At 67.2% G+C, this 20,956-nt stretch carries 19 protein-coding genes and 1 tRNA gene; 16 read left to right on the top strand and 4 right to left on the bottom strand.

All coding sequences use genetic code 11. The features are described 5' to 3' along the window. Window positions 1-33: 33 nt before the first annotated feature. Window positions 34-783, bottom strand: a complete 750-nt coding sequence (locus tag ACM0O9_RS19380) for a ferredoxin--NADP reductase (RefSeq protein WP_081280473.1) — start codon at window positions 781-783, stop codon at window positions 34-36. Between the two features lie 84 nt (window positions 784-867). Between ACM0O9_RS19380 and ACM0O9_RS19385 the strand changes: the two genes are divergently transcribed. From ACM0O9_RS19385 to ACM0O9_RS19400, 4 genes are all read left to right on the top strand, one after another. Beyond that, complete coding sequence (locus ACM0O9_RS19385; RefSeq protein ID WP_005420224.1) at window positions 868-1,836, top strand: ABC transporter ATP-binding protein; 969 nt, start codon at window positions 868-870, stop codon at window positions 1,834-1,836. Beyond that, window positions 1,833-2,624: an ABC transporter permease gene (locus tag ACM0O9_RS19390; RefSeq protein WP_005420226.1), complete on the top strand. Its 792-nt coding sequence runs from the start codon at window positions 1,833-1,835 to the stop codon at window positions 2,622-2,624. Before ACM0O9_RS19385 ends, ACM0O9_RS19390 begins: the two co-directional genes overlap by 4 nt. A 159-nt stretch (window positions 2,625-2,783) precedes the next feature. After that, entirely contained in the window at window positions 2,784-3,722 is a 939-nt protein-coding gene (gene panE / locus ACM0O9_RS19395) for a 2-dehydropantoate 2-reductase (protein ID WP_065177861.1), read from the top strand. Beyond that, window positions 3,719-4,603, top strand: a complete 885-nt coding sequence (locus ACM0O9_RS19400; protein ID WP_065177860.1) for an NAD-dependent epimerase/dehydratase family protein — start codon at window positions 3,719-3,721, stop codon at window positions 4,601-4,603. Before panE ends, ACM0O9_RS19400 begins: the two co-directional genes overlap by 4 nt. A gap of 56 nt (window positions 4,604-4,659) precedes the next feature. Here the strand turns inward: ACM0O9_RS19400 and ACM0O9_RS19405 are convergent, their stop codons facing one another. Then, a complete protein-coding gene (locus ACM0O9_RS19405; RefSeq protein ID WP_005420232.1) occupies window positions 4,660-5,457 on the bottom strand; it encodes a TatD family hydrolase in 798 nt (265 codons plus the stop codon). 67 nt (window positions 5,458-5,524) lie between these two features. Here ACM0O9_RS19405 and hrpB point away from each other — a divergent pair, with 67 nt between their 5' ends. Further along, complete coding sequence (gene hrpB / locus ACM0O9_RS19410) at window positions 5,525-8,029, top strand: ATP-dependent helicase HrpB (RefSeq protein ID WP_065185889.1); 2,505 nt, start codon at window positions 5,525-5,527, stop codon at window positions 8,027-8,029. A 208-nt stretch (window positions 8,030-8,237) separates the two neighbouring features. Further along, window positions 8,238-8,612, top strand: a complete 375-nt coding sequence (locus tag ACM0O9_RS19415; RefSeq protein WP_005420251.1) for a hypothetical protein — start codon at window positions 8,238-8,240, stop codon at window positions 8,610-8,612. A 94-nt stretch (window positions 8,613-8,706) separates the two neighbouring features. Here the strand turns inward: ACM0O9_RS19415 and ACM0O9_RS19420 are convergent, their stop codons facing one another. Together ACM0O9_RS19420 and ACM0O9_RS19425 are read right to left on the bottom strand one after the other, a co-directional pair. Further along, the gene (locus tag ACM0O9_RS19420) at window positions 8,707-9,246 is read right to left on the bottom strand and encodes a pseudouridine synthase (RefSeq protein WP_065177857.1); all 540 of its coding nucleotides are present in this window, start codon (window positions 9,244-9,246) and stop codon (window positions 8,707-8,709) included. A 241-nt stretch (window positions 9,247-9,487) separates the two neighbouring features. Further along, window positions 9,488-10,345 carry a class I SAM-dependent methyltransferase gene (locus ACM0O9_RS19425; RefSeq protein ID WP_065196807.1) on the bottom strand — a complete coding sequence of 286 codons (858 nt, stop codon included), beginning with the start codon at window positions 10,343-10,345 and terminating at the stop codon, window positions 9,488-9,490. Window positions 10,346-10,514: 169 nt separating this feature from the next. On the opposite strand from ACM0O9_RS19425, the gene ACM0O9_RS19430 reads away from it, so the two are divergent. The 10 genes from ACM0O9_RS19430 to recO all read left to right on the top strand — a co-directional run bounded on the left by ACM0O9_RS19430 (window position 10,515) and on the right by recO (window position 20,532). After that, complete coding sequence (locus ACM0O9_RS19430) at window positions 10,515-11,471, top strand: aldo/keto reductase (protein WP_414604282.1); 957 nt, start codon at window positions 10,515-10,517, stop codon at window positions 11,469-11,471. Between the two features lie 682 nt (window positions 11,472-12,153). Continuing rightward, window positions 12,154-12,224: transfer RNA gene (locus ACM0O9_RS19435), tRNA-Gln, on the top strand. Window positions 12,225-12,581: 357 nt separating this feature from the next. Further along, window positions 12,582-13,706, top strand: coding sequence for a slipin family protein (locus ACM0O9_RS19440; RefSeq protein WP_164229320.1), 1,125 nt, complete (start codon window positions 12,582-12,584; stop codon window positions 13,704-13,706). A 56-nt stretch (window positions 13,707-13,762) separates the two neighbouring features. Next, complete coding sequence (locus ACM0O9_RS19445; protein ID WP_139727983.1) at window positions 13,763-14,983, top strand: RtcB family protein; 1,221 nt, start codon at window positions 13,763-13,765, stop codon at window positions 14,981-14,983. A gap of 184 nt (window positions 14,984-15,167) precedes the next feature. Then, a complete protein-coding gene (lepA, locus tag ACM0O9_RS19450; protein WP_005418237.1) occupies window positions 15,168-16,961 on the top strand; it encodes a translation elongation factor 4 in 1,794 nt (597 codons plus the stop codon). A 54-nt stretch (window positions 16,962-17,015) separates the two neighbouring features. Next, window positions 17,016-17,810, top strand: coding sequence for a signal peptidase I (gene lepB / locus ACM0O9_RS19455; protein ID WP_005418234.1), 795 nt, complete (start codon window positions 17,016-17,018; stop codon window positions 17,808-17,810). A 37-nt stretch (window positions 17,811-17,847) separates the two neighbouring features. Next, complete coding sequence (locus tag ACM0O9_RS19460) at window positions 17,848-18,231, top strand: DUF4845 domain-containing protein (protein ID WP_014038086.1); 384 nt, start codon at window positions 17,848-17,850, stop codon at window positions 18,229-18,231. Then, window positions 18,221-18,901 (top strand): ribonuclease III, encoded by a 681-nt coding sequence (gene rnc / locus ACM0O9_RS19465; protein WP_005418230.1) that lies wholly within the window; start codon window positions 18,221-18,223, stop codon window positions 18,899-18,901. Before ACM0O9_RS19460 ends, rnc begins: the two co-directional genes overlap by 11 nt. Then, a complete protein-coding gene (era, locus tag ACM0O9_RS19470; protein WP_005410599.1) occupies window positions 18,898-19,794 on the top strand; it encodes a GTPase Era in 897 nt (298 codons plus the stop codon). Before rnc ends, era begins: the two co-directional genes overlap by 4 nt. Window positions 19,795-19,812: 18 nt before the next feature. Continuing rightward, window positions 19,813-20,532, top strand: coding sequence for a DNA repair protein RecO (gene recO / locus ACM0O9_RS19475; protein ID WP_053499700.1), 720 nt, complete (start codon window positions 19,813-19,815; stop codon window positions 20,530-20,532). Window positions 20,533-20,956 lie beyond the last annotated feature (424 nt).

Genomic DNA, 20,956 nt, shown 5'->3' on the forward strand with positions numbered 1-20,956 from the left:
GGGTTGCCGGCCAACGGCCGGCACCACCCGGGCCTACTTGCTGCTGACGTACTTCTCGCGGCGGATCTGCGGGTTGCCCAGGCCGGCCGCCTTCAGCAGCTCGGCGCAGGCATCGACCATGTCCGGGTTGCCGCACAGGTAGGCGATGTCGGTGGCCGGGTCCGGCGTGAAACCGGCCAGCGCCTGCTGCACGTAGCCGTGCTGTACATCCGGGTGCGGTTCGGCCGGCAGTTCGCGCGACAGGCACGGAACATAGCGGAAGTTCGCGTGCTTTTCGGCGAAGCTGTAGAAATCTTCGCTGTACAGCAGCTCGCCCGGACTGCGCGCGCCCTGCAGCAGCACGATCTGCACGCCGCGTTCGGCTATGGCCTTCTCCAGCAGCGGCAGCATCGAGCGGTAGGGGGTAACGCCGGTACCGGTGGCGATCAGCAGGTAACGGGCGTTGTGGTCACCGGGATTCAGGCAGAACCGGCCATAGGGGCCGGACGCACTGATCTGGCTGCCCTGCTCCAGCGCCTCGAACAGGGCCGTGGCGGCGCCACCGGGCACGAAACTGACCGCGATGTCCACCGCCTCGCCCGGGCCCAGCGCATGGTCGTGGATGGTCGCCAGCGAGTAGCTGCGCTTGGTTTCGGTGCCGTCGGCGTAGCTGAAATGGACCTGGATGAACTGGCCGGGCTGGAAATCCAGCGGCTGCCCATCGTCACGCACGAACTGGTAGTGGCCGACGGTCGGGGCCAGCATGCGGCAGCCGACCAGCTTGAGGGGGAATTGAACAGGCACGACTTTTCGGGACAGTGTGTAGCCGGGGCAAGCCCTCGGGGTCTTCTATAATAGCCCCTCCCCGCCCCTCTCCAGCGCCAGCCCATGGGCGCGAAGGCTTCGAGCTTGGCATCCCAGAACGATACGGCGCCCGCCCTGCGCGTGCGCGACCTGCGCAAGACTTATGACAACGGCACCCAGGCCCTGAAGGGCGTTTCCCTGGAAGTGGCCCCGGGCGACTTCTTCGCCCTGCTCGGCCCCAACGGGGCGGGCAAGTCGACCCTGATCGGCATCATCAGCTCCCTGGTCAACCTCAGCGAGGGCCAGGTGGAGGTGTTCGGCAGCGACCTGGTGCGCAACCGCAGCGCCACCATGCGCCTGATCGGGCTGGTGCCGCAGGAGATCAATTTCAACCTGTTCGAAAAGCCCTTCGACATCCTGGTGAACTACGCCGGGTTCTACGGCGTGCCGCGCGAGGAAGCCGAGCAGCGCGCCGAGGAAGAGCTGAAGCGCGCGCACCTGTGGGAAAAGGCGCAGGTGATGAGCCGCACGCTGTCCGGCGGCATGAAGCGCCGGCTGATGATCGCTCGCGCGATGATGACCCGCCCGCGCCTGCTGATCCTGGATGAGCCGACCGCCGGCGTGGACATCGAGATCCGCCGCGACATGTGGCGCGTGCTGAAGGAGATCAACGCTGCCGGCACCACGATCATCCTCACCACGCACTACCTGGAAGAAGCCGAGTACCTGTGCCGCCACCTGGCGATCATCAACCATGGCCAGATCGTCGAGCAGGGGCCGATGCGCACCCTGCTGGCCAAGCTGGACGTGGAAGGCTTCCTGCTGGACATCGACGGTGACCTGCCGGCGCAGCTGCCGGTGATCGAGGGCGCGACGCTGACCGCGCCGGACCCGCACACGCTGGACATCGACATGCCACGCGCGATGGACCTCAACCGCGTGTTCGCTACGCTGAACGAGTCCGGCATCCGCGTGCGTTCGATGCGTACCAAGAGCAACCGCCTGGAGGAGCTGTTCGTGCGCCTCACCGGCAACATGGAGAAGCCTGCATGAGCACCACCGAGCTGACCGACGGCCAGCGCAACCGCATCGCGCTGATGACCATCGTGCGCCGCGAAGTCGCCCGCATCATGCGCATCTGGGGCCAGACCCTGGTGCCGCCGGCGATCACCATGACCCTGTACTTCCTCATCTTCGGCAACCTGATCGGGTCGCGCGTGGGTGACATGGGCGGCTACACCTACATGCAGTTCATCGTGCCGGGCCTGGTGATGATGAGCGTGATCCAGAACAGCTACGGCAACATCAGTTCCTCGTTCTTCGGTGCCAAGTTCGGCCGCCACGTCGAAGAACTGCTGGTCAGCCCGATGCCGAACTGGGTGATCCTGTGGGGCTACGTGGCCGGTGCCGTGCTGCGCGGCCTGATGGTCGGCGTGATCGTGCTGATCATCGCGATGTTCTTCACCCCGGTGCGAATCCCGCATCCGATCGTGATGCTGACCACGGTGATCCTCGGCGCGACGATCTTCTCGCTGGCCGGATTCATCAATGCGGTGTATGCGAAGAAGTTCGATGACGTGGCGATCGTGCCGACCTTCATCCTGACCCCGCTGACCTACCTGGGTGGCGTGTTCTATTCGGTGAAGCTGCTGCCGGGCTGGGCCGAAGCGGCCACGCACGCGAACCCGATCTTCTACATGGTCAACGCGTTCCGCTATGGCCTGCTGGGCAGCAGCGATGTGCCGCTGCCGGTGGCCTACGGCCTGATGATCGGTTTCGTGGTGGTGCTGACGGCGCTGGCCCTGTGGCTGCTGCGCCGTGGCGTGGGTATGCGCAGCTGAGACCTGCGTGGTAGTGCCGGCCGCTGGCCGGCAACACCAGATCCACGCCATGCGTGGATGCAGCAGTCTGTAGAGCCGAGCCTATGCTCGGCTCTTTTTTGCCTGCAATCTCCGGCACAATCGCAGTTCTGATTCCCCCCAGAAAACGGTGAACGTGCAATGCGCATCCTGATCCTCGGCGCCGGCGGTACCGGCGGTTACTTCGGTGGCCGCCTGGCCCAGGCCGGCGTGGACGTGACCTTCCTCGTGCGCCCCGCGCGCGCCGCGCAGCTGGACCATGATGGCCTGGTCATCCGCAGCCCACTGGGTGATGCGCGTTTCCCGGTTCAGCACGTCACGGCTGATGCACTGCCCGCACTGGCCGCGCAGAAGCCCTTCGACCTGGTCATCCTCAGCTGCAAGGCCTACGACCTGGACAGTTCGATCGATGCCATCGCCCCGGCAGTCGGCGCGAACACCACCGTGCTGCCGATCCTCAACGGCCTGCACCACTACAACGCACTGGACCTGCGCTTTGGCCGCGACGCGGTGCTCGGCGGCCTGTGCTTCATCAGCGCCACCAAGGCGCCCGATGGCGCGGTGCTGCATCTGGGCAAGCCGGCCAAGCTCACCTTCGGCGAGCGCGACGGCGGCGCGATCTCCGCGCGCGTGCGCGCCTTCGCTACGGTCTGCGCGAAGGCCAACCTTGATCACCTGGCCAGCGAGCGCATCGGCCAGGAACAGTGGATCAAGTACACCTTCCTGACCGCGCTGGCCGCAGCCACCTGCCTGCTGCGTGCGGATATCGGCACCATCGTCGCCACCGATGATGGCGAGGCGATCGTACGTGGCCTTTACGACGAGTGCCTGGCCGTCGCCGAAGCCGCCGGTGAACCGGTTCCGGAGGCAGCGAAGGACACTGCGCGCGGCACGCTGACCCAGGCCGGCTCGGCGTTGAAGGCCTCGATGCTGCGTGATCTGGAGGCCGGCCAGCAGGTGGAGGCCGAACAGATTGTTGGCGACATGCTGGTGCGTGCGCGCAGGGCTGATCAGGAAGCCCTGCTGCTGCAGGTTGCCTACAGCAGCCTGCAGGCCTACCAGGCACTGCGGGTCGCGTGAGTCCCGCCTTGCAGGCCAGCCCATTGCCCGCGCGGGTACTGATTCTCGGGCTGGGCTGGAGCGGACGCGTGCTGGCCGCGCAGCTGCAGGCGCACGGCGTAGGCGTGGCCGGCACGGTGCGCGACCCGTCTGCGGCACCGCACGATGGCCTGCTGCGACACCCGCTTCGAGCTGACACCGCACCGTCACCTGCCCTGCTCGAAGAGATCGCGCAGGCCGATGCCGTGCTGTGCAGCGTGCCGCCCGACGCGGAGGGCGACCCGGCACTGCGCCTGCTGCTGCCCGCGCTGCAGGCCAGCCCGGCATTGCGCTGGGTCGGCTATCTGTCGTCGACCTCGGTGTATGCCGACCGCGCCGGCGGTTGGATCGACGAGCGCAGCGCGGCCGACGCCACTGAAGCGGCTGGTGTGCAGCGCCTGCTCGCGGAAGCACAGTGGCGTGCACTGGCCGGACAACGCAGCATCGCCTCGGCGGTGTTCCGCCTGCCCGGCCTGTACGGGCCGGGTCGCAATGCGCTGGTGCAGTTGGCGCAGGGGCGTGCGCGCCACGTGGTTCGCCCGGGCCAGGTGTTCAACCGACTGCACGTGGATGACCTGGCAACCGTCATCATCGCCGCAATGCGGCGACCGGCCCGGCAGGGTCTCTACCTGCCCAGCGACGACGAGCCTGCACCGCCGCAGGATGTGCTGGCCTTCGCCGCGAAGCTGGGCGGGTTTGCGCTGCCGCCCGCCGTGGCCTGGGATGACCCGGCACTGAGCCCGACGCTGCGGCGCTTCTACGAAAGCAACAAGCGCATCGACAGCCGGGGCACGCGTGAAGCATTGGGCTGGGAGCCGAGGTTCCCCAGCTACCGTGAGGGCCTGCGCGACCTGCTCCGGTAGTGCCGGCCGCCGGCCGGCAATCAAGATGTGCTGCCGGCCAGCGGCCGGCACTACCATCAACCCGCGTCGGGCAGGCGGAAGAACGCGCGGGCGGCGGCCGTGGCATTGGCCGCGGTCACCGCAACGTCCTCGCCACGGTCACGTGCCAGCTCTTCCACGATGTGCGACAGGAACATCGGCTCGTTGCGCCGGTCCTTCGGCATCGGCTTCAGCGTGCGCGGCAGCAGGTACGGCGCGTCGGTCTCGATCATCAGGCGGTTGGCCGGGATGTTCTTCACCAGTTCGCGCAGGTGCGCGCCACGGCGTTCGTCGCACAGCCAACCGGTGATGCCGATGTACCAGTCCTGGTCCAGGTAATCGAACAGCTCATCGCGTTCGCCGGTGAAGCAATGCACCACCGCCGGGCCGATGCGGCCTTCGAAGTTCTTCATCTGTGCCATGAAATCGGCGTGCGCGTCGCGCTGGTGCAGGAACAGCGGCTTGCCGTTGTCCGCGGCCAGCTGCAGCTGGCGCTCGAACGCACGGTGCTGCGCCGGGCGCGGCGAGAAGTCACGGAAGTAGTCCAGCCCGCACTCCCCCACCGCCACCACTTCCGGATGCGCGTGCAGCGCGCGCATCTCGGCATCGCATTCCTCGGTGTATTCCACCGCGTGGTGCGGGTGCACGCCGGCGGTGGCGTACAGGAAGCCGGGGTGCTGCTGGGCCAACTGCAGGGCCAGTGGCGAGTGCTCGCGGCTGGCACCGGTGATGACCATCTGCACCACGCCGGCCTGGCGCGCGCGGTCCAGCACGGCATCGCGGTCGCGGTCGAAGGAGTCGTGGGTCAGGTTGGCGCCGATATCGATCAGGTGCATGGTCATCGCGGGGGAAAAGTGCCCGCGCATTGTACCTGCGCCCGCCGTGCCCCCTTATCCTTTGCACATGACCGCCCCGCTCTTCCCGATTTCCCCGCTGCTGCCGCAGATCCAGCAACACCTGGCCGCGCAGCAGCGACTGGTGCTGGAGGCCCCGCCCGGTGCCGGCAAGACCACCCAGGTGCCACTGGCACTGCTCGACGCACCGTGGCTGCAGGGCCGCAAGATCATCCTGCTGGAACCACGGCGGGTCGCCGCCCGCAGCGCCGCGCTGTTCATGGCGCGGCAGCTGGGCGAGGAGGTCGGTGGCACGGTCGGCTACCGCATCCGCTTCGAAAACAAGGTTTCGGCGCGCACGCGCATCGAGGTCGTCACCGAAGGCATCCTGACCCGCATGCTGCAGGACGACCCGATGCTGGAAGAGGTCGGTGCGATCCTGTTCGACGAATTCCACGAGCGCCATCTCAGCGGCGACCTCGGCCTGGCGCTGGCGCTGGATGTGCAGGCGCAGCTGCGCGATGACCTGCGCCTGGTGGTGATGTCGGCCACGCTGGACGGCGAGCGGCTGGCACGCTTTCTCGATGCGCCGCGGCTGAGCAGCGAGGGCCGCAGCTACCCGGTGGCGATCAGCCATTTCCCGGCGCGCCGCGATGAGGCGCTGGAACTGCAGGTGCGCCGCGCGGTGCAGCAGGCCCTGGCCGAGCACCCCGGTGACCTGCTGGTGTTCCTGCCCGGCCAGCGCGAGATCGCGCGGGTGCAGGCGGGCCTGCAGGAATCGCTCAATGGCGATGTCGAGGTCCTGGCGCTGCACGGTGAACTGCCCGTGGAACAACAGGCGCGCGTACTTCAGGTGGCCAGCGATGGCCGCCGGCGCGTGGTGCTGGCGACCAACGTCGCCGAGTCGTCGGTGACGTTGCCCGGCGTGCGCGTGGTGATCGACAGCGGCCAGGCACGCGAACCGCGCTACGACCCCAACAGTGGCTTCACCCGGCTGGACGTGGTGGCCATCGCGCAGGCATCGGCCGACCAGCGCGCGGGCCGTGCCGGGCGCGTCGCCGAAGGCGTGGCCTGGCGGCTGTGGCCACAGTCGCAGCGGCTGGAACCGCAGCGCCGCGCCGAGATCGACCAGGTGGAACTGGCCGGACTGGCACTGGAACTGGCGGCCTGGGGCAGCAGCGATCTGCGCTTCCTCGATCCGCCCCCGGCGGGTCCGATGGGTGCGGCGCGCGAACTGCTGCAGCGGCTCGGCGCCCTGTCCAGCAGTGGCGCGATCACCGAACTGGGCCGGCGTGTGCTGGCGCTGGGCACGCATCCACGGATGGCGGCGATGCTGCTGGCAGCGCCCGATGCCCGCGCCCAGGCGCTGGCTGCCGACCTGGCCGCGCTGCTGGAGGCGCGCGACCCGTTGCGCCAGGGCGGCGACGCGCTGGCGGCCCGCTGGCGCGCACTGGCCGCGTTCCGCAATGGCCGCACACCGGGCGATGCCAACCGCAGCGGGCTGGCCGCGATCGATGCCGCCGCCAAGCAGTGGCGTCGCCGCCTGCGCTGCGAAGCCACGCCGCCGGCCAGCATCGAGGCCCATGAGCTGGGCGACCTGCTCGCTCATGCCTTTCCCGATCGAATTGGCTTCCAGCATCCCAGCGATCCTCTGCGCTACCTGCTGGCCAATGGCCGCAGCGCGCGCCTGCACGAGCTGAGCGACCTGCGCGGTGAGCCGTGGCTGGTGGCCAGCGAACTGCGCTTCGAGGCGCGCGATGCACTGCTGCTGCGTGCCGCACCGGTGGACGAGGATCGGCTGCGCAAGGCGTGGCCGGATCGCTTCGTCACCGAAGACGTAGTGCGCTGGGACAGCGAGCGACGCGCCCTGGTGGCACTGCGCGAGACGCGTTTCGACCGCATCGTGCTGGACAGCCGCTCGGCCGGCCGAGTCGATCCGCAGCACGCCGCGCAGGCACTGACCGGCGCGGTAGCCGAACTCGGTCTGCAGGCGCTGCCGTGGACCGAGGGCCTGCGCCAGTGGCAGGCGCGCGTCGAGTCACTGCGGCGCTGGATGCCGGAGCTGGACCTGCCCGACTGCAGCGACGCGGCCCTGCTGGCCAACCTCACGCAGTGGCTGCAACCCGCGTTCGCCGGCAAGAGCCGCCTGGACGCGCTGGATGAGGCCAGTTTCGGCGAGGCACTGAAGTCGCCGCTGGAATGGTCACAACGGCAGCTGGTCGAGCGTAATGCGCCGACCCGCATCACCGTGCCGTCCGGGCTGGAGCGGCCGATCACCTACGCGTTGGACAGCGAGAGTGGTGATCCGCTGCAGCCGGTGCTGGCGGTGAAACTGCAGGAACTGTTCGGCCTGGCCGACACGCCGCGCATCGCCGATGGCCGCGTGCCGCTGACCCTGCACCTGCTCTCCCCCGGCGGCCGCCCGCTTCAGGTCACCCAGGACCTGCGCAGCTTCTGGGAAAACACCTACGCCGAAGTGAAAAAGGAAATGAAGGGCCGTTACCCGCGCCATCCATGGCCGGATGATCCGTGGACAGCCACGGCCACGCACCGGGCAAAGCCGCGCGGAACCTGAGGGCGGGGTCGGATCCATTGCATCGCAATGGGCTCTGACCCCATACACCGCGCCGGGGTCAGAGCCCTTTCCCAAAGAAAGGGATCCGCCCCACCCTGCCTGATCCTGAATGGCTGCGGTAGAGTCACACCACGTGCGTCACCGGCTGACATACCGTTTACGGGCAACGCGCGACACTGGACTTCGACCCGAGGCAAAGGACCCCCGCATGAGCAAGCTGACCGTAATCACCGACCGCGCCCTGGAGCGCGCCCTGGAGCTGGCCCACACCGCCGGCGATGGCCTGAAGAGCGCCGGTGGCAGCCTGCGCAATGCGGACTGGATCAAGACCGGCGCCGCCATCGGCGCAGTGAAGACCGGCGGCAAGGCCGCGACCAAGTTCGTGCGCCGCAATCCGGCTGTGGCCGTGGCCGCTGCTGCGGTGGGTGTTGGCCTGCTCGGCTATGCGCTGTACCGCAAGCAGCAGAAGAAGAAGGCCGCCAATGGCCACGTGGTGAATGGGCAGGCGCAGCGCATCAGCGCGCGTGACCGCCGCAACGACACCGTCGTGGACGAGCACAGCGATATCGGCAGCGACGCGTGAATTTGCCAGGGTCGGACCCCTTCCGCGGGAAGGGCTCTGACCGCAAGGCACTGCATGAGGGCCGGACGCCGCAAGGCCTCCGGCCCTTTCTGTGTCAACCAATCTGCCGCCACTGCCCGGGCTGCAGGTCCTCCAGCCGGTACGGTCCCATCGACACCCGCACCAGTCGCAACGTCGGCAGGTTCACCGCTGCAGTCATCCGCCGCACCTGGCGGTTGCGGCCCTCGCGAACCGTGATCGCCAGCCAGCTGTCCGGCACGGTCTTGCGGAAACGTACCGGCGGATCGCGCGTCCACAGCGTCGGCGCCGGGTCGAGGCGCTCGATCTTCGCCGGCAGGGTCGGTCCATCGTTGAGCACAACGCCATCGCGCAGCTGTTGCAGCTGCTCGTCACCGGGCGTGCCTTCCACCTGCACCCAGTAGGTCTTGTCGGCCTTGTGCCTGGGGTCGGTGAGCTTGTGCGCCAGCGTGCCGTTGTCGGTCAGCAGCAGCAGGCCCTCGCTGTCATGGTCCAGGCGGCCGGCGGCATACACGCGCGGCGGCAGGCCGAACCCGGCCAGGGTCGGCCGCGGCGGCACGCTGCGGTCGGTGAACTGGCAGAGCACGTTGAAGGGCTTGTTGAAGGCGATCAGCATTGCAGGCACGGCGGGCGGCGGGTAAGGCATTGTCCCACGCCTCGCGCCAGGCGACTGTAGAACCGGAGGCAGCGGCAGGAGCCGCTGCCAACGTCGCATGCGACGATCCGAAGGGTGCCGGTCAGGACGGCCGGCATTGCCCACGCTCGGCTGCTGTTGTGCTCCGTCGCGCTGCGCGCGATGAGCCGAGCATCGGCTCGGCTCTACAGGGCAATCCGCGCTGGCAATACGGCGCCCCGGCTTACGGCTTGATGAAGCGCAGGGTCATGCGGTCGCTTTCACCGATCGCCTGGTACTTCGCATCATCGGCCTTGTCGTGCTGGTTGGTCGGCGGCAGCGTCCACACGCCATTGGGGTGGTCCTTGGTGTCGCGCGGGTTGGCGTTGACCTCGCTGCGCGCGTCCAGCCTGAAGCCGGCGGCCTCGGCCATTGCGATCACCTGCTGCTGGCCGACATAGCCGGTGTCATCGTCGTCGGCCACGTCGGCCTTGGCGCGATGCTCGACCACACCCAGCACGCCACCCGGCTTGAGCACGTTGAAGAAGCCCTGGAACATGCCCTGCGCCTGGCCGGCCTTGCGCCAGTTGTGCACGTTGCGGAAGGTCAGCACCACGTCGGCTGAATTGGCCGGGCCGAACACCGGCTTGGCCGGATCGTAGGCGACGACGGCGGTCCTGCCGAACTGCGCGGGTGCACCGGCGTACTTCTTTTCCAGGCTGTCGCGGCTGCGCTGCTGGTAGTCGCGGCCGCGACCCTCGGGCACCGCCATCGGATCGACCACGGCAGCCACATAGTGGCCCTTGTCATGCAGCAGCGGCGCCAGGATCTCCGAGTACCAGCCGTTGCCGGGGGTGATCTCGATGACGGTCTTTTCCGGTGCCACCTTGAAGAACGACAGCGTCTGCGCCGGATGGCGGAAGCCATCGCGCTTGACGTTGTTGGCATCGCGGGTGGGCGCCTTCACCGCCGCGTCGATGGCCGGCAAGACCTCGATCTTCGCCGGTGCCACCGTGGCCGGTGCGGCGAACGCGGGAACAGCAGCAAGCAGGGCCGAAGCGAGCAGCAGGCGGCAACCACGCAGGGACGAAGCAGGCATCATCGGGACGACTCCAGCGGAAGATGCGGCGAGACTAGCAGTCGCAGCGTCCCAGGTGTTCACAAAACGTTAGCGGCGAGCGCGTCGCGGAACACTGTTTTGTGGTCGTCGCCGCAGCACGGTCACACATCGCGTTCTATTCTGGAACACTTCCCCCAAGGAGTCCGTGCCCATGACGGCAACCCGCGAACTGGGCCGTTCCGGCCTGCATGTACGTCCGCTCGCCTTCGGTGGCAACGTGTTCGGCTGGAGCGCCGATGAGAAGGCCAGCTTCGCCCTGCTCGATGCCTTCGTCGATGCCGGCTTCAACCTGGTCGACACCGCCGACGTTTACTCGGCCTGGGTGCCGGGCAATGTCGGCGGCGAATCGGAGACGCTGATCGGCAAGTGGTTTGCCCGCAGCGGCAAGCGCGACAAGGTGGTGCTGGCAACCAAGGTGGCCAAGTGGGCCGAACGCCCCGGCCTGACCCCGGACAACATCAATGCGGCGGTCGAGGATTCGCTGCGCCGGCTGCAGACCGACGTGATCGATCTGTACCAGGCCCACGAGGATGACGAGTCGACGCCGCTGGAAGCCACGCTGGCCGCGTTCGGCCGCCTGATCGAGGCCGGCAAGGTGCGTGCGATCGGTGCTTCCAACTACAGCGCCACGCGCCTGGCCGATGCGCTGAAGGTGTCCACCGACTACAAGTTGCCGCGTTACGAAACCCTGCAGCCGGAGTACAACCTGTACGACCGCGCCGGCTACGAAAAGGAACTGGAACCGCTGGTGCAGCGCGAGCAGATCGGTGTGATCGGCTACTACGCGCTGGCCAGTGGCTTCCTCAGCGGCAAGTACCGCACGCCGGCCGATGCCGCCGAGAGCCCGGCGCGTGGCGAGACGGTGGTGAAGCGCTATCTGAACCCGCGCGGCCTGCGCATCCTGCAGGCGCTGGATGACGTAGCCAGCAAGCACAGCGCCAGCGCTGCGCAGATCGCACTGGCCTGGCAGATCGCGCGGCCGTCGATCACCGCGCCGATCGTCAGCGCCACCAGCGTCGAACAGCTGCACGACCTGCTGGCCGCAGCCAACGTATCGCTGAGCGTGCAGGATGTCGCGCAGCTGGATGCCGCCAGCGCCGAATCATGAGACCCGGTTGTGCCGGCCGCTGGCCGGCATGACACAGTCAGGTAGTGCCGATCGCTGGCCGGCATCGCGCGGTAAAGAAGGAAATAATTGAACAAAATGGTTGCGCGCGACTAAATCGTGGTTTATCGTGCGCACCTCGTTTCAACACCCACTGGAAACTTCCCTTGAACGCGCATTCCGTCGCCATCGCCAAACTGCTGCCATGCCTGCGCATGGACCGGCCGGCGCGCGCGTTCGGCAAGGAAGACCAGCTGACAACGGCCTGATGCCCGCCCTGCGGAGATCGGCCACCCCGATCTCCGAGGCCTGACGACGCCCTCGGAACGCAAGTCCCGGGGGCGTTTTCGTTTGCGTCGGCACAAGGACCCGCGATGCCAGAACTGCACCCCGCGCGGCGACCCGCCGCTCACTGATCCAGGTTTTTCTGCCGCGCCGGAGGATTTTCTCCGCGTGCACGGCAACGCCTGGACATTATCTGCATCGCACCCAAACATTATCGCTCGCCGATAATGTCGGTGGCCTGCACCCTCGACTACCAACGGTCCCGTTTCAACCACGGGCTGGTGCGCGCGGCGTTGCCGTGGCGTATGCCGGAGGTCGCGGACATGCCATCGCCTGGATCGCCTGCTGGAGGCAGGCGCCGGTTCGCCGGTACGCGGTTCGATTCCGCGCGGTTCACCACTGGATAGCTCAGTCGGGTAGAGCAACGGATCCTGATTCCGTCTGTCGTGGGTTCGACTCCCACTCCAACCACATGACCTGTCACGTCATGACTTGAAGCAACACCTGGGGCGCAAGCCCCAGCGGCCATCGTCGCCGTCCACGGTCACTGCCTTCGGGCGGGGGCGTGGAAGGCAACGGACCGCACGCCGGGCCTCGGCCCGCTGTCACTGCCAGCCACGTTCCGCCCCGGTGCTGCCTGCCGGGAACGACGATGGCAGCACTGCCGGTGCACCGAAGGCTCCGCGCGCGGACCGTCCGCCGATGGCCGCCCTCTTCCGCTGCCTGCACGTGGTGTGCAGGCGGCCCCGCCACGACCCGATCGACCCGGGTCATGGCGATTCATCCGCAACGGGTCGAACCACCAAAGCCATACAAGGAGAGACTCCCATGTTCTGGACCATCAAGGTCGTGATCGGCGACGGCGAGCGCGGCCTGGTGTATCGCAACCGTCGTTTCCAGCAGATCCTGCTGCCGGGCGTGCACCGCCTGTCGCTGTTCGGCGGCCGCCCGCAGGTGGACATCCACACCGCATCGAAGGGCGCGGCCTACACCGGCAGCGACCAGGACAGCCTGATCGAGGCACTGGGCGCGCGGTTGGACACGCACTTCGTGCTGGCCAACGTCGGCGCCAGCGAAGTTGGCCTGTTGCTGCGCAATGGCCGCATCGATGAAGTGCTTCCGCCGGGCAGCCGCCGCCTGTACTGGCGCGGTTCTGTCGACACCCAGGTGCGCGTGATGGCACTGGGTGACGAGCCGCGCGTCCCGGCGGACGTGCAGCAGCGGCTGGGCCAGCTGGGCGTGCTGCCGCGTGTGGCGGTGATCAGCACCGTGCCGAGCGAGTCGGTGGGCCTGCTGTTCATCGATGGCACGCTGCGGCAGACGCTGGACGCCGGCCTGCACGCGTTCTGGAACTTCAACGGCAACGTGTCGGTGGAGCGTGTGGAGCTGCGTGCGCGGTCGCTGGACGTGTCCGGCCAGGAGCTGCTCAGCCGCGACAAGGTGACCCTGCGGGTGAACCTGGCCGCGACCGTGCAGGTGGTCGACCCGGTGCGCGCACACCGCTCGCTCAGCAATGCTGATGAGTTCATCTATCGTCAGCTGCAGTTCGGCCTGCGCCAGGCGATTGCCGCGCGCAGCCTGGACGAGCTGCTGGGTGACAAGGCGGCACTGGACGGTGAGATCGCCGCCCATGTGCAGGCCGCGATCGAGGGCCACGGTGTACGTCTGCTTGGCGTGGGCATCAAGGACGTGATCCTGCCGGGCGAGATGAAGGAGATTCTCAACGGCGTGGTGCTGGCCGAGAAGCAGGCCCAGGCCAGCGTGATCCGCCGCCGCGAGGAGGCCAATGCCACCCGTTCGCAGCTCAACACCGCAAAGCTGATCGAGGACAACCCGGTGTTGATGCGCCTGAAGGAGCTGGAGGCGCTGGAGAAGGTCACCGAGAAGATCGACACGCTCACCGTGTTCGGCGGCCTGGACGGCGTGCTGAAGCAGCTGGTGACGATCAGGTAGGGGCTCGCGGTGGCGCAGGGACGCGCCGCCGGCCCATCAAGGACATACACGAAGACATGGACACTCAATACAATTATCAATGGCTGCATGCCGAGGGCAGCACGCCGATCAAAGGCTGGGTCAACGGCGTGCCACTGGAGGCGCAGGCGCATGAGCAGCTGCGCAACATCGCCGCGATCCCGTTCGTCGGGCCGTGGGTGGCGGTGATGCCGGACGTGCACCTGGGCAAGGGCGCGACCGTCGGCTCGGTGATCCCGACCCGCGGTGCAATCATCCCGGCGGCGGTCGGCGTCGACATCGGCTGCGGCATGGCGGCCGTGCGCACCACGCTGCGCGCCAACGACCTGCCCGATGACCTGCGGCAGCTGCGCAACAGCATCGAGCGCAGCATCCCGGTCGGCAACGGGCGCGGCGGCGAGCATCAGCGCATGCCCGACAGCATCCACACCCGGCTGGTGCAGTCCGGGCTGGCCGTCGGCCTGGAGAAGATCAAGGACAGGCACCGCAGGATCCGCACCGACAAGCTCGACCGCCAGCTCGGTACGCTGGGTGGCGGCAACCACTTCATCGAACTGTGCCTGGACGAGACGGATACGGTGTGGGTGATGCTGCACAGCGGGTCGCGCGGTACCGGCAACCTGATCGGTACCTACTTCATCGAGAAGGCGCGCGAGGAACTGGCCCGGCGCGTGCTGGGCTTCCACCTGCCGGACAAGGACCTGGCGTTCTTCATGGAAGGCGAGCCGCTGTTCGATGACTACGTCGAAGCCGTGTCGTGGGCACAGGACTACGCCCGGCAGAACCGCGAGGCGATGATGTCGCGCGTGCTGGCCGAGATGCGCCACCGGCTGCCGAAGTTCCAGCTGGCGGCGATGGCAGTGAACTGCCACCACAACTACGTGCAGAAGGAAACGCACCACGGACAGGAGCTGCTGGTGACGCGCAAGGGGGCCGTCAGTGCCCGCGAGGGTGAGCTGGGCATCATTCCCGGCAGCATGGGCACGCGCAGTTACATCGTGCGTGGCAAGGGCAACGCGGACAGCTTCCACAGCTGCAGCCACGGTGCCGGCCGGGTGATGAGCCGTGGCGCCGCGCGCCAGCAGATCACGCTGGCCCAGCATCGCGAGGCCACCGCGCATGTGGAATGCCGCAAGGACAGCGGCGTGCTGGACGAGTCACCGGCCGCGTACAAGTCGATCGACGATGTGATGGCCGCGCAGCTGGACCTGGTCGACGTGGTGCACACGCTGCGCCAGGTGTTGTGCGTGAAGGGGTAATGGAGCGGTGGGGGGGGGGGGGGGGGGGCCCCCCCCCCCCCCCCGAAGCCCCGCCCCGGCGGGGCTTCGTCCGTTCTGGACCCGGTCCGATGAGGCAGTTTTCGCGGCCGGGCGCCGGGCGTGCGATAATCGACCGTTACCCTGACGACGCCGCGCGCCGCCGCCACCTATGTCTTCTGATTCGATGCGGAACATCCGCAACTTCTCCATCATCGCCCATGTCGACCACGGCAAGTCCACGCTGGCCGACCGCATCATCCAGCTCTGTGGTGGCCTGCAGGCCCGCGAGATGGAAGCGCAGGTGCTCGACTCCAATCCCATCGAGCGCGAGCGTGGCATCACGATCAAGGCGCAATCGGTGTCACTGCCGTACTTGGCCAAGGACGGGCAGACCTATCACCTGAACTTCATCGACACCCCCGGCCACGTCGACTTCTCCTATGAAGTCAGCCGCTCGCTGGCCGCCTGCGAAGGCGCGCTGCTGGTGGTCGATGCGGCGCAGGGCGTGGAAGCGCAGTCGGTGGCCAACTGCTATACCGCAGTGGAGCAGGGCCTGGAAGTGGTGCCGGTGATCAACAAGATCGACCTGCCCACCGCCGACATCGAGCGCGCCAAGGCCGAGATCGAGGCCGTGATCGGCATCGACGCCTCCGACGCCGTGCCGGTCAGTGCCAAGACCGGCCTCAACGTGCAGGACGTGCTGGAGGCGATCGTCCATCGCATCCCGCCGCCGGTGCCGCGCGACACCGACAAGCTGCAGGCGCTGATCATCGACTCGTGGTTCGACAACTACCTGGGCGTGGTCTCGCTGGTGCGCGTGATGCAGGGCGAGATCAAGGCCGGTGACAAGCTGCAGGTGATGTCGACCGGCCGCAACCACCAGGTCGACAACGTCGGCGTGTTCACTCCCAAGCGCAAGGTGCTGCCGGCGCTGCGTGCCGGTGAAGTGGGCTGGGTCACCGCCAGCATCAAGGACGTGCATGGTGCGCCGGTCGGCGACACCCTCACCCTGGCCGGCGATCCGGCGCCGAAGCCGCTGCCGGGCTTCCAGGAAATGCAGCCGCGCGTGTTCGCCGGCCTGTTCCCGGTCGATGCCGAAGACTATCCGGACCTGCGCGAAGCGCTGGACAAGCTGCGCCTGAACGATGCCGCGCTGCGTTTCGAGCCGGAAAGCTCCGAAGCGATGGGCTTCGGCTTCCGCTGCGGCTTCCTGGGCATGCTGCACATGGAGATCGTGCAGGAGCGCCTGGAACGCGAATACAACCTGGACCTGATCAGCACCGCGCCGACGGTGGTGTATGAGGTCCTGAAGACCGACGGCTCGGTCATCAACATGGACAACCCGGCCAAGCTGCCGCCGGTGAACCAGGTCGAGGAGATCCGCGAGCCGATCATCCGCGCCAACGTGCTCACTCCCGAGGAGTACATCGGCAACATCATCAAGCTGTGCGAAGAAAAGCGCGGAAGCCAGATCGGCATCAACTACCTGGGCAGCCAGGTGCAGATCAGCTACGAGCTGCCGATGGCCGAGGTGGTACTGGACTTCTTCGACAAGCTCAAGTCGGTCAGCCGTGGCTATGCCTCGCTGGATTACCACTTCGTGCGCTTCGACGCGGGCCCGTTCGTGCGCGTTGACGTGCTGATCAACGGTGACAAGGTCGACGCACTGTCGCTGATCGTGCACCGCAGCCACGCCGACCGCCGCGGCCGCGAGCTGTGCGAGAAGATGAAGGACCTGATCCCCCGCCAGATGTTCGACGTGGCCATCCAGGCTGCCGTCGGCTCGCAGATCATCGCCCGCACCACGGTCAAGGCGATGCGCAAGAACGTGCTGGCCAAGTGCTATGGTGGCGACGTCTCGCGCAAGAAGAAGCTTCTGGAAAAGCAGAAGGAAGGCAAGAAGCGCATGAAGCAGGTCGGCCGCGTGGAGATCCCGCAGGAAGCGTTCCTGGCCGTGCTGCAGATGGACAACAAGTAAGCCCGCACCGGCCTCGCGGGGCCGGTCGTCTGGTGACGTTGCAAAGGACCCTGAATGAAACTGTTTGAGATCCTCCTGGTCGTGCTGACCCTGGCCTCGGGCCTGATCCTGCTCGCCGACAAGCTGTACCTCGCCAAGCGCCGCGCCCAGCGCGCGGGCCTGCTCGACACCGAGCCGGTGCTGGTGGACTACTCGCGTGCATTCTTCCCGGTGCTGGCGATCGTGCTGATCGTGCGCAGTTTCATCGCCGAGCCGTACAAGATCCCGTCCAGCTCGATGATGCCGAACCTGCTGATCGGCGATTTCATCCTGGTCAACAAGTTTTCCTACGGCCTGCGCCTGCCGATCAGCAACACCAAGATCGTCCCCTTCGGCGAGCCGTCGCGCGGCGACGTGGTGGTGTTCCACTTCCCCGGCCACAGCGACAACGATCCGGCCAAGGGCGAGAACTTCATCAAGCGCGTGATCGGCGTGCCGGGTGACACCGTGGTCTTCGAAGGCGACGGCGTGATCCTCAATGGCGAACCGCTGAAGTACGACAACAAGGGCATCTATGCCGGGCACAAGGGCCAGGGCGAGGGCGCCAACCTGCTGGTCGAGCACCTGCCGGGCCGTACCCATACCGTGCTGGAGACCGACTATCCGCGTGGCCAGGGCCAGTGGACCGTACCGGCCGGCAAGTACCTGGTGATGGGCGACAATCGTGACAATAGCGACGATGGCCGCTTCTGGGGCCTGCTGCCGGAAGAAAACCTGCGCGGCAAGGCCTTCCTGATCTGGCTGAACTGCCAGGGCTGGTTCTGCAAGGATGGCTTCGAGCCGTCGCGGATCGGCTCGAGCATCAACTGAGTACCTTCACATCCAACGCGTATCTGGGGAGAACGCAATGAAGACGATGAACACGCAGCGTGGCATGACCCTGACCTCGTTCCTGGCGGTCCTGATCGTGGTGGGTTTCTTCCTTTACATCGGCATGAAGCTGTTCCCGATGTACCAGGAGTATTACGCGGTGCGCTCGGCGATGAAGAGCCTGGCCAAGGAGCCGGGCGTGGGCAGCATGGAGCCGGCCCGGATCCAGGATCTGTTCTTCAAGCGCCTGTACATCAATTACTCGGAAAACGTGAAGCCGGCCAACGTGAAGTTCGACCGTCGCGACAATGGCTGGACCCTCAAGGTCAACTACGAAGTGCGCCGTCCGCTGGTCGGCAACCTGGACGTGGTTGGCAAATTCGATTCATCCCAGGACCTGACTCGAAGCGGTGCCGAATAAACCTTTCCAACGTGGTGACCTGATCGGTCATCCCTTCCGCGACCCGGCGCTGCTCAAGCAGGCGCTGACGCATCGTAGCGCCGGTGCGCCACACAACGAGCGCCTGGAATTCCTGGGCGACAGCATCGTCAACATGATGGCGGCCGAGGCGTTGTACCGACGCTGGCCCAAGGCTGACGAGGGCGCGATGACCCGTGCCCGCGCCGAACTGGTGCGTGAGGGCGCGCTGGCGGTGATTGGACGTAGCCTGGAGCTGGGCGAGCGGCTGATCCTGGGCCCGGGCGAAATGAAGTCCGGTGGCCACCGTCGTGATTCGATCCTGGCCGACGCGGTGGAAGCCGTGGTGGCTGCGATCTACCTGGATGCCGGTTTCGAGGCCTGCCGGGCGGTGGTACTGCCCTGGTTCAGCGCTTCGATCGAGGCACTGCCGGCCTCCGGCCGGCCCGAGAAGGACCCCAAGACCCGCCTGCAGGAATGGCTGCAGGCCCGACAGAAGGCGTTGCCGCAGTATGAACTGGTGTCAGAATCCGGTGACGACCACGCCAAGCACTTCCGGGTACGCTGCAACGTAGCCGACCCGGCCGCCAGCACCGAGGGCGAAGGCGCCTCGCGGCGGCTTGCCGAACAACAGGCGGCTGCGGCCGTCCTAGAACAACTGGATTCCAAGTGAGCGAACAAACTCCCCATCATTGCGGCAGCGTGGCCGTCATCGGCCGCCCGAACGTGGGCAAGTCGACCCTGACCAATGCTCTGGTCGGCGCCAAGGTCAGCATCGTCTCCAACCGTCCGCAGACCACGCGCCATCGCCTGCTGGGCATCGCCACCTATCCGGAAGGCCAGCTGGTGCTGGTCGACACCCCCGGCCTGCACAAGGTGCAGAAGCGGGCGATGAACCGGGTGATGAACCGCGCCGCGCGTGGCTCGCTGGAAGGCGTCGATGCCGGCCTGCTGGTGATCGAAGCCGGTCGCTGGGATGAAGAGGACAGCCTGGCGTTCAACGTGCTGCGCGACGCCGGCATCCCGGTGGTGCTGGTGGTCAACAAGATCGATCGCCTGAAGGAAAAGGGCGCGTTGCTGCCGTTCCTGCAGCAGGTGACCGAGGGTCGCGACTTCGCCGCCGTGCATCCGATCTCCGCGCAGAAGCGCAATGGCCTGGAAGCGCTGGTGCGCGACGTGCTGAAGCTGCTGCCGGAAGCCCCGCCGATGTTCGGCGAGGATGAGATCACCGACCGCAGCCAGCGTTTCCTGGCCGGTGAACTGGTGCGTGAGCAGCTGATGCGCCAGCTCGGCGAGGAACTGCCCTACGCCACCACTGTCGAGATCGAGCGCTTCACCGAGGACGGCAACCTGCTGCGCATCGGTGCGGTGATCTGGGTCGAGCGTGAAGGCCAGAAGGCCATCGTGATCGGCAAGGGCGGCGCCCGCCTGAAGGAGATCGGCGCCAAGTCCCGCCTGCAGATGGAGCGTCTGTTCGGGGCCAAGGTGTTCCTGGAAACCTGGGTGCGCGTGCGTGAAGGCTGGTCCGACGACGAGGCCGCGCTGAAGGCCTTCGGTTACGAGTAAGGCGTTGTAGTCGCTTCGATGATGATCGAGGACGACACCGGCTTCGTGCTGCACGCACGGGCCTACCGCGAGACCAGCCTGCTGGTCGAAGTGTTGAGCGCACAGCATGGCCGTATTGGGCTGCTTGCGCGTGGCGTGTCCACTGCCAAGGGCCAGGTGCTGCGCGCCGCCCTGCAGCCGTTGCAGTGGATCCGCTTCAGTGCCCAGCAGCGGGGGGAACTGGCCCAGCTGCGTAGCGCCGAGGCGCTGGATGCCGCGCCACGCCTGGTCGGGCAGGCCATGCTGGCCGGTTTCTACCTGAGCGAACTGACCCTGCGCCTGGCCCCGCGCCAGGACCCGCTGCCGGAGCTGTACCTCGCCTACGGCGAGGCGCGTGCGCGGCTGGCGGTGGGCGCTGGCCTGGCCTGGACCCTGCGCCGTTTCGAACGCGAGCTGCTGTCTGCGCTGGGCCTGGGTTTCGAGCTGGACAGTGCCAGCGATGGCCAGCCGATCGATCCGGCGGCGCGCTACGAACTGGACCCGCAGGAGGGTGCGCAGCGCCTGCTGAGCGAGCGCGGCGGGGAGCGCCGGGCAGCCGCCACCGGGTCGGCGCTGTTGGCGCTGGCGGCTGACGAAGAGCCGGATGCCGCCGATCTGGCCAGCCTGCGCCTGCCGATGCGGCGGGTGCTGGCCCATCACCTGGGGCCGCGCGGCCTGAAGTCCTGGGAAATGCTCGAGCAGCTGGCGCCCCGCAGGTAGGGGGTGTTCGGCAGGGCTTGCAGCCCTGCACCTGCCTAATCAACGTCAACGTCAAAAGCAAAAGCTGGTTATCCGTGGGTTGGCGGGGTGGGTCCGGTTGCGGGAGACGCCGTAGACCCGTCCTTGGGGGCTTGGCCGCGGCATCCATGCCGCGGACACTCCCGCAACCGAACCCACCCCGCCTTCGACAGATTCTTGCGAGCTGTCGGACATGCCGACGGGGTCAGATCCGTTTTCTTTCGGAAAACGGATCTGACCCCAGATTGATTTCGACATCTGACAGAAATTCATCCACGCATGGCGTGGATCTACCAGCCGTCACCGGGAATCTGTCGGGGGTGGGGCGGTGTGGGTTGGCAGGACCGTTGGCGCCATGGATGGCGCCATCGAGCCCCCATGGACGGGTTTACGGCGTGTCCTGCCA

It is taken from the genome of Stenotrophomonas sp. FR012 (genome assembly GCF_047520565.2).
GTDB classification, from domain to species: domain Bacteria; phylum Pseudomonadota; class Gammaproteobacteria; order Xanthomonadales; family Xanthomonadaceae; genus Stenotrophomonas; species Stenotrophomonas sepilia.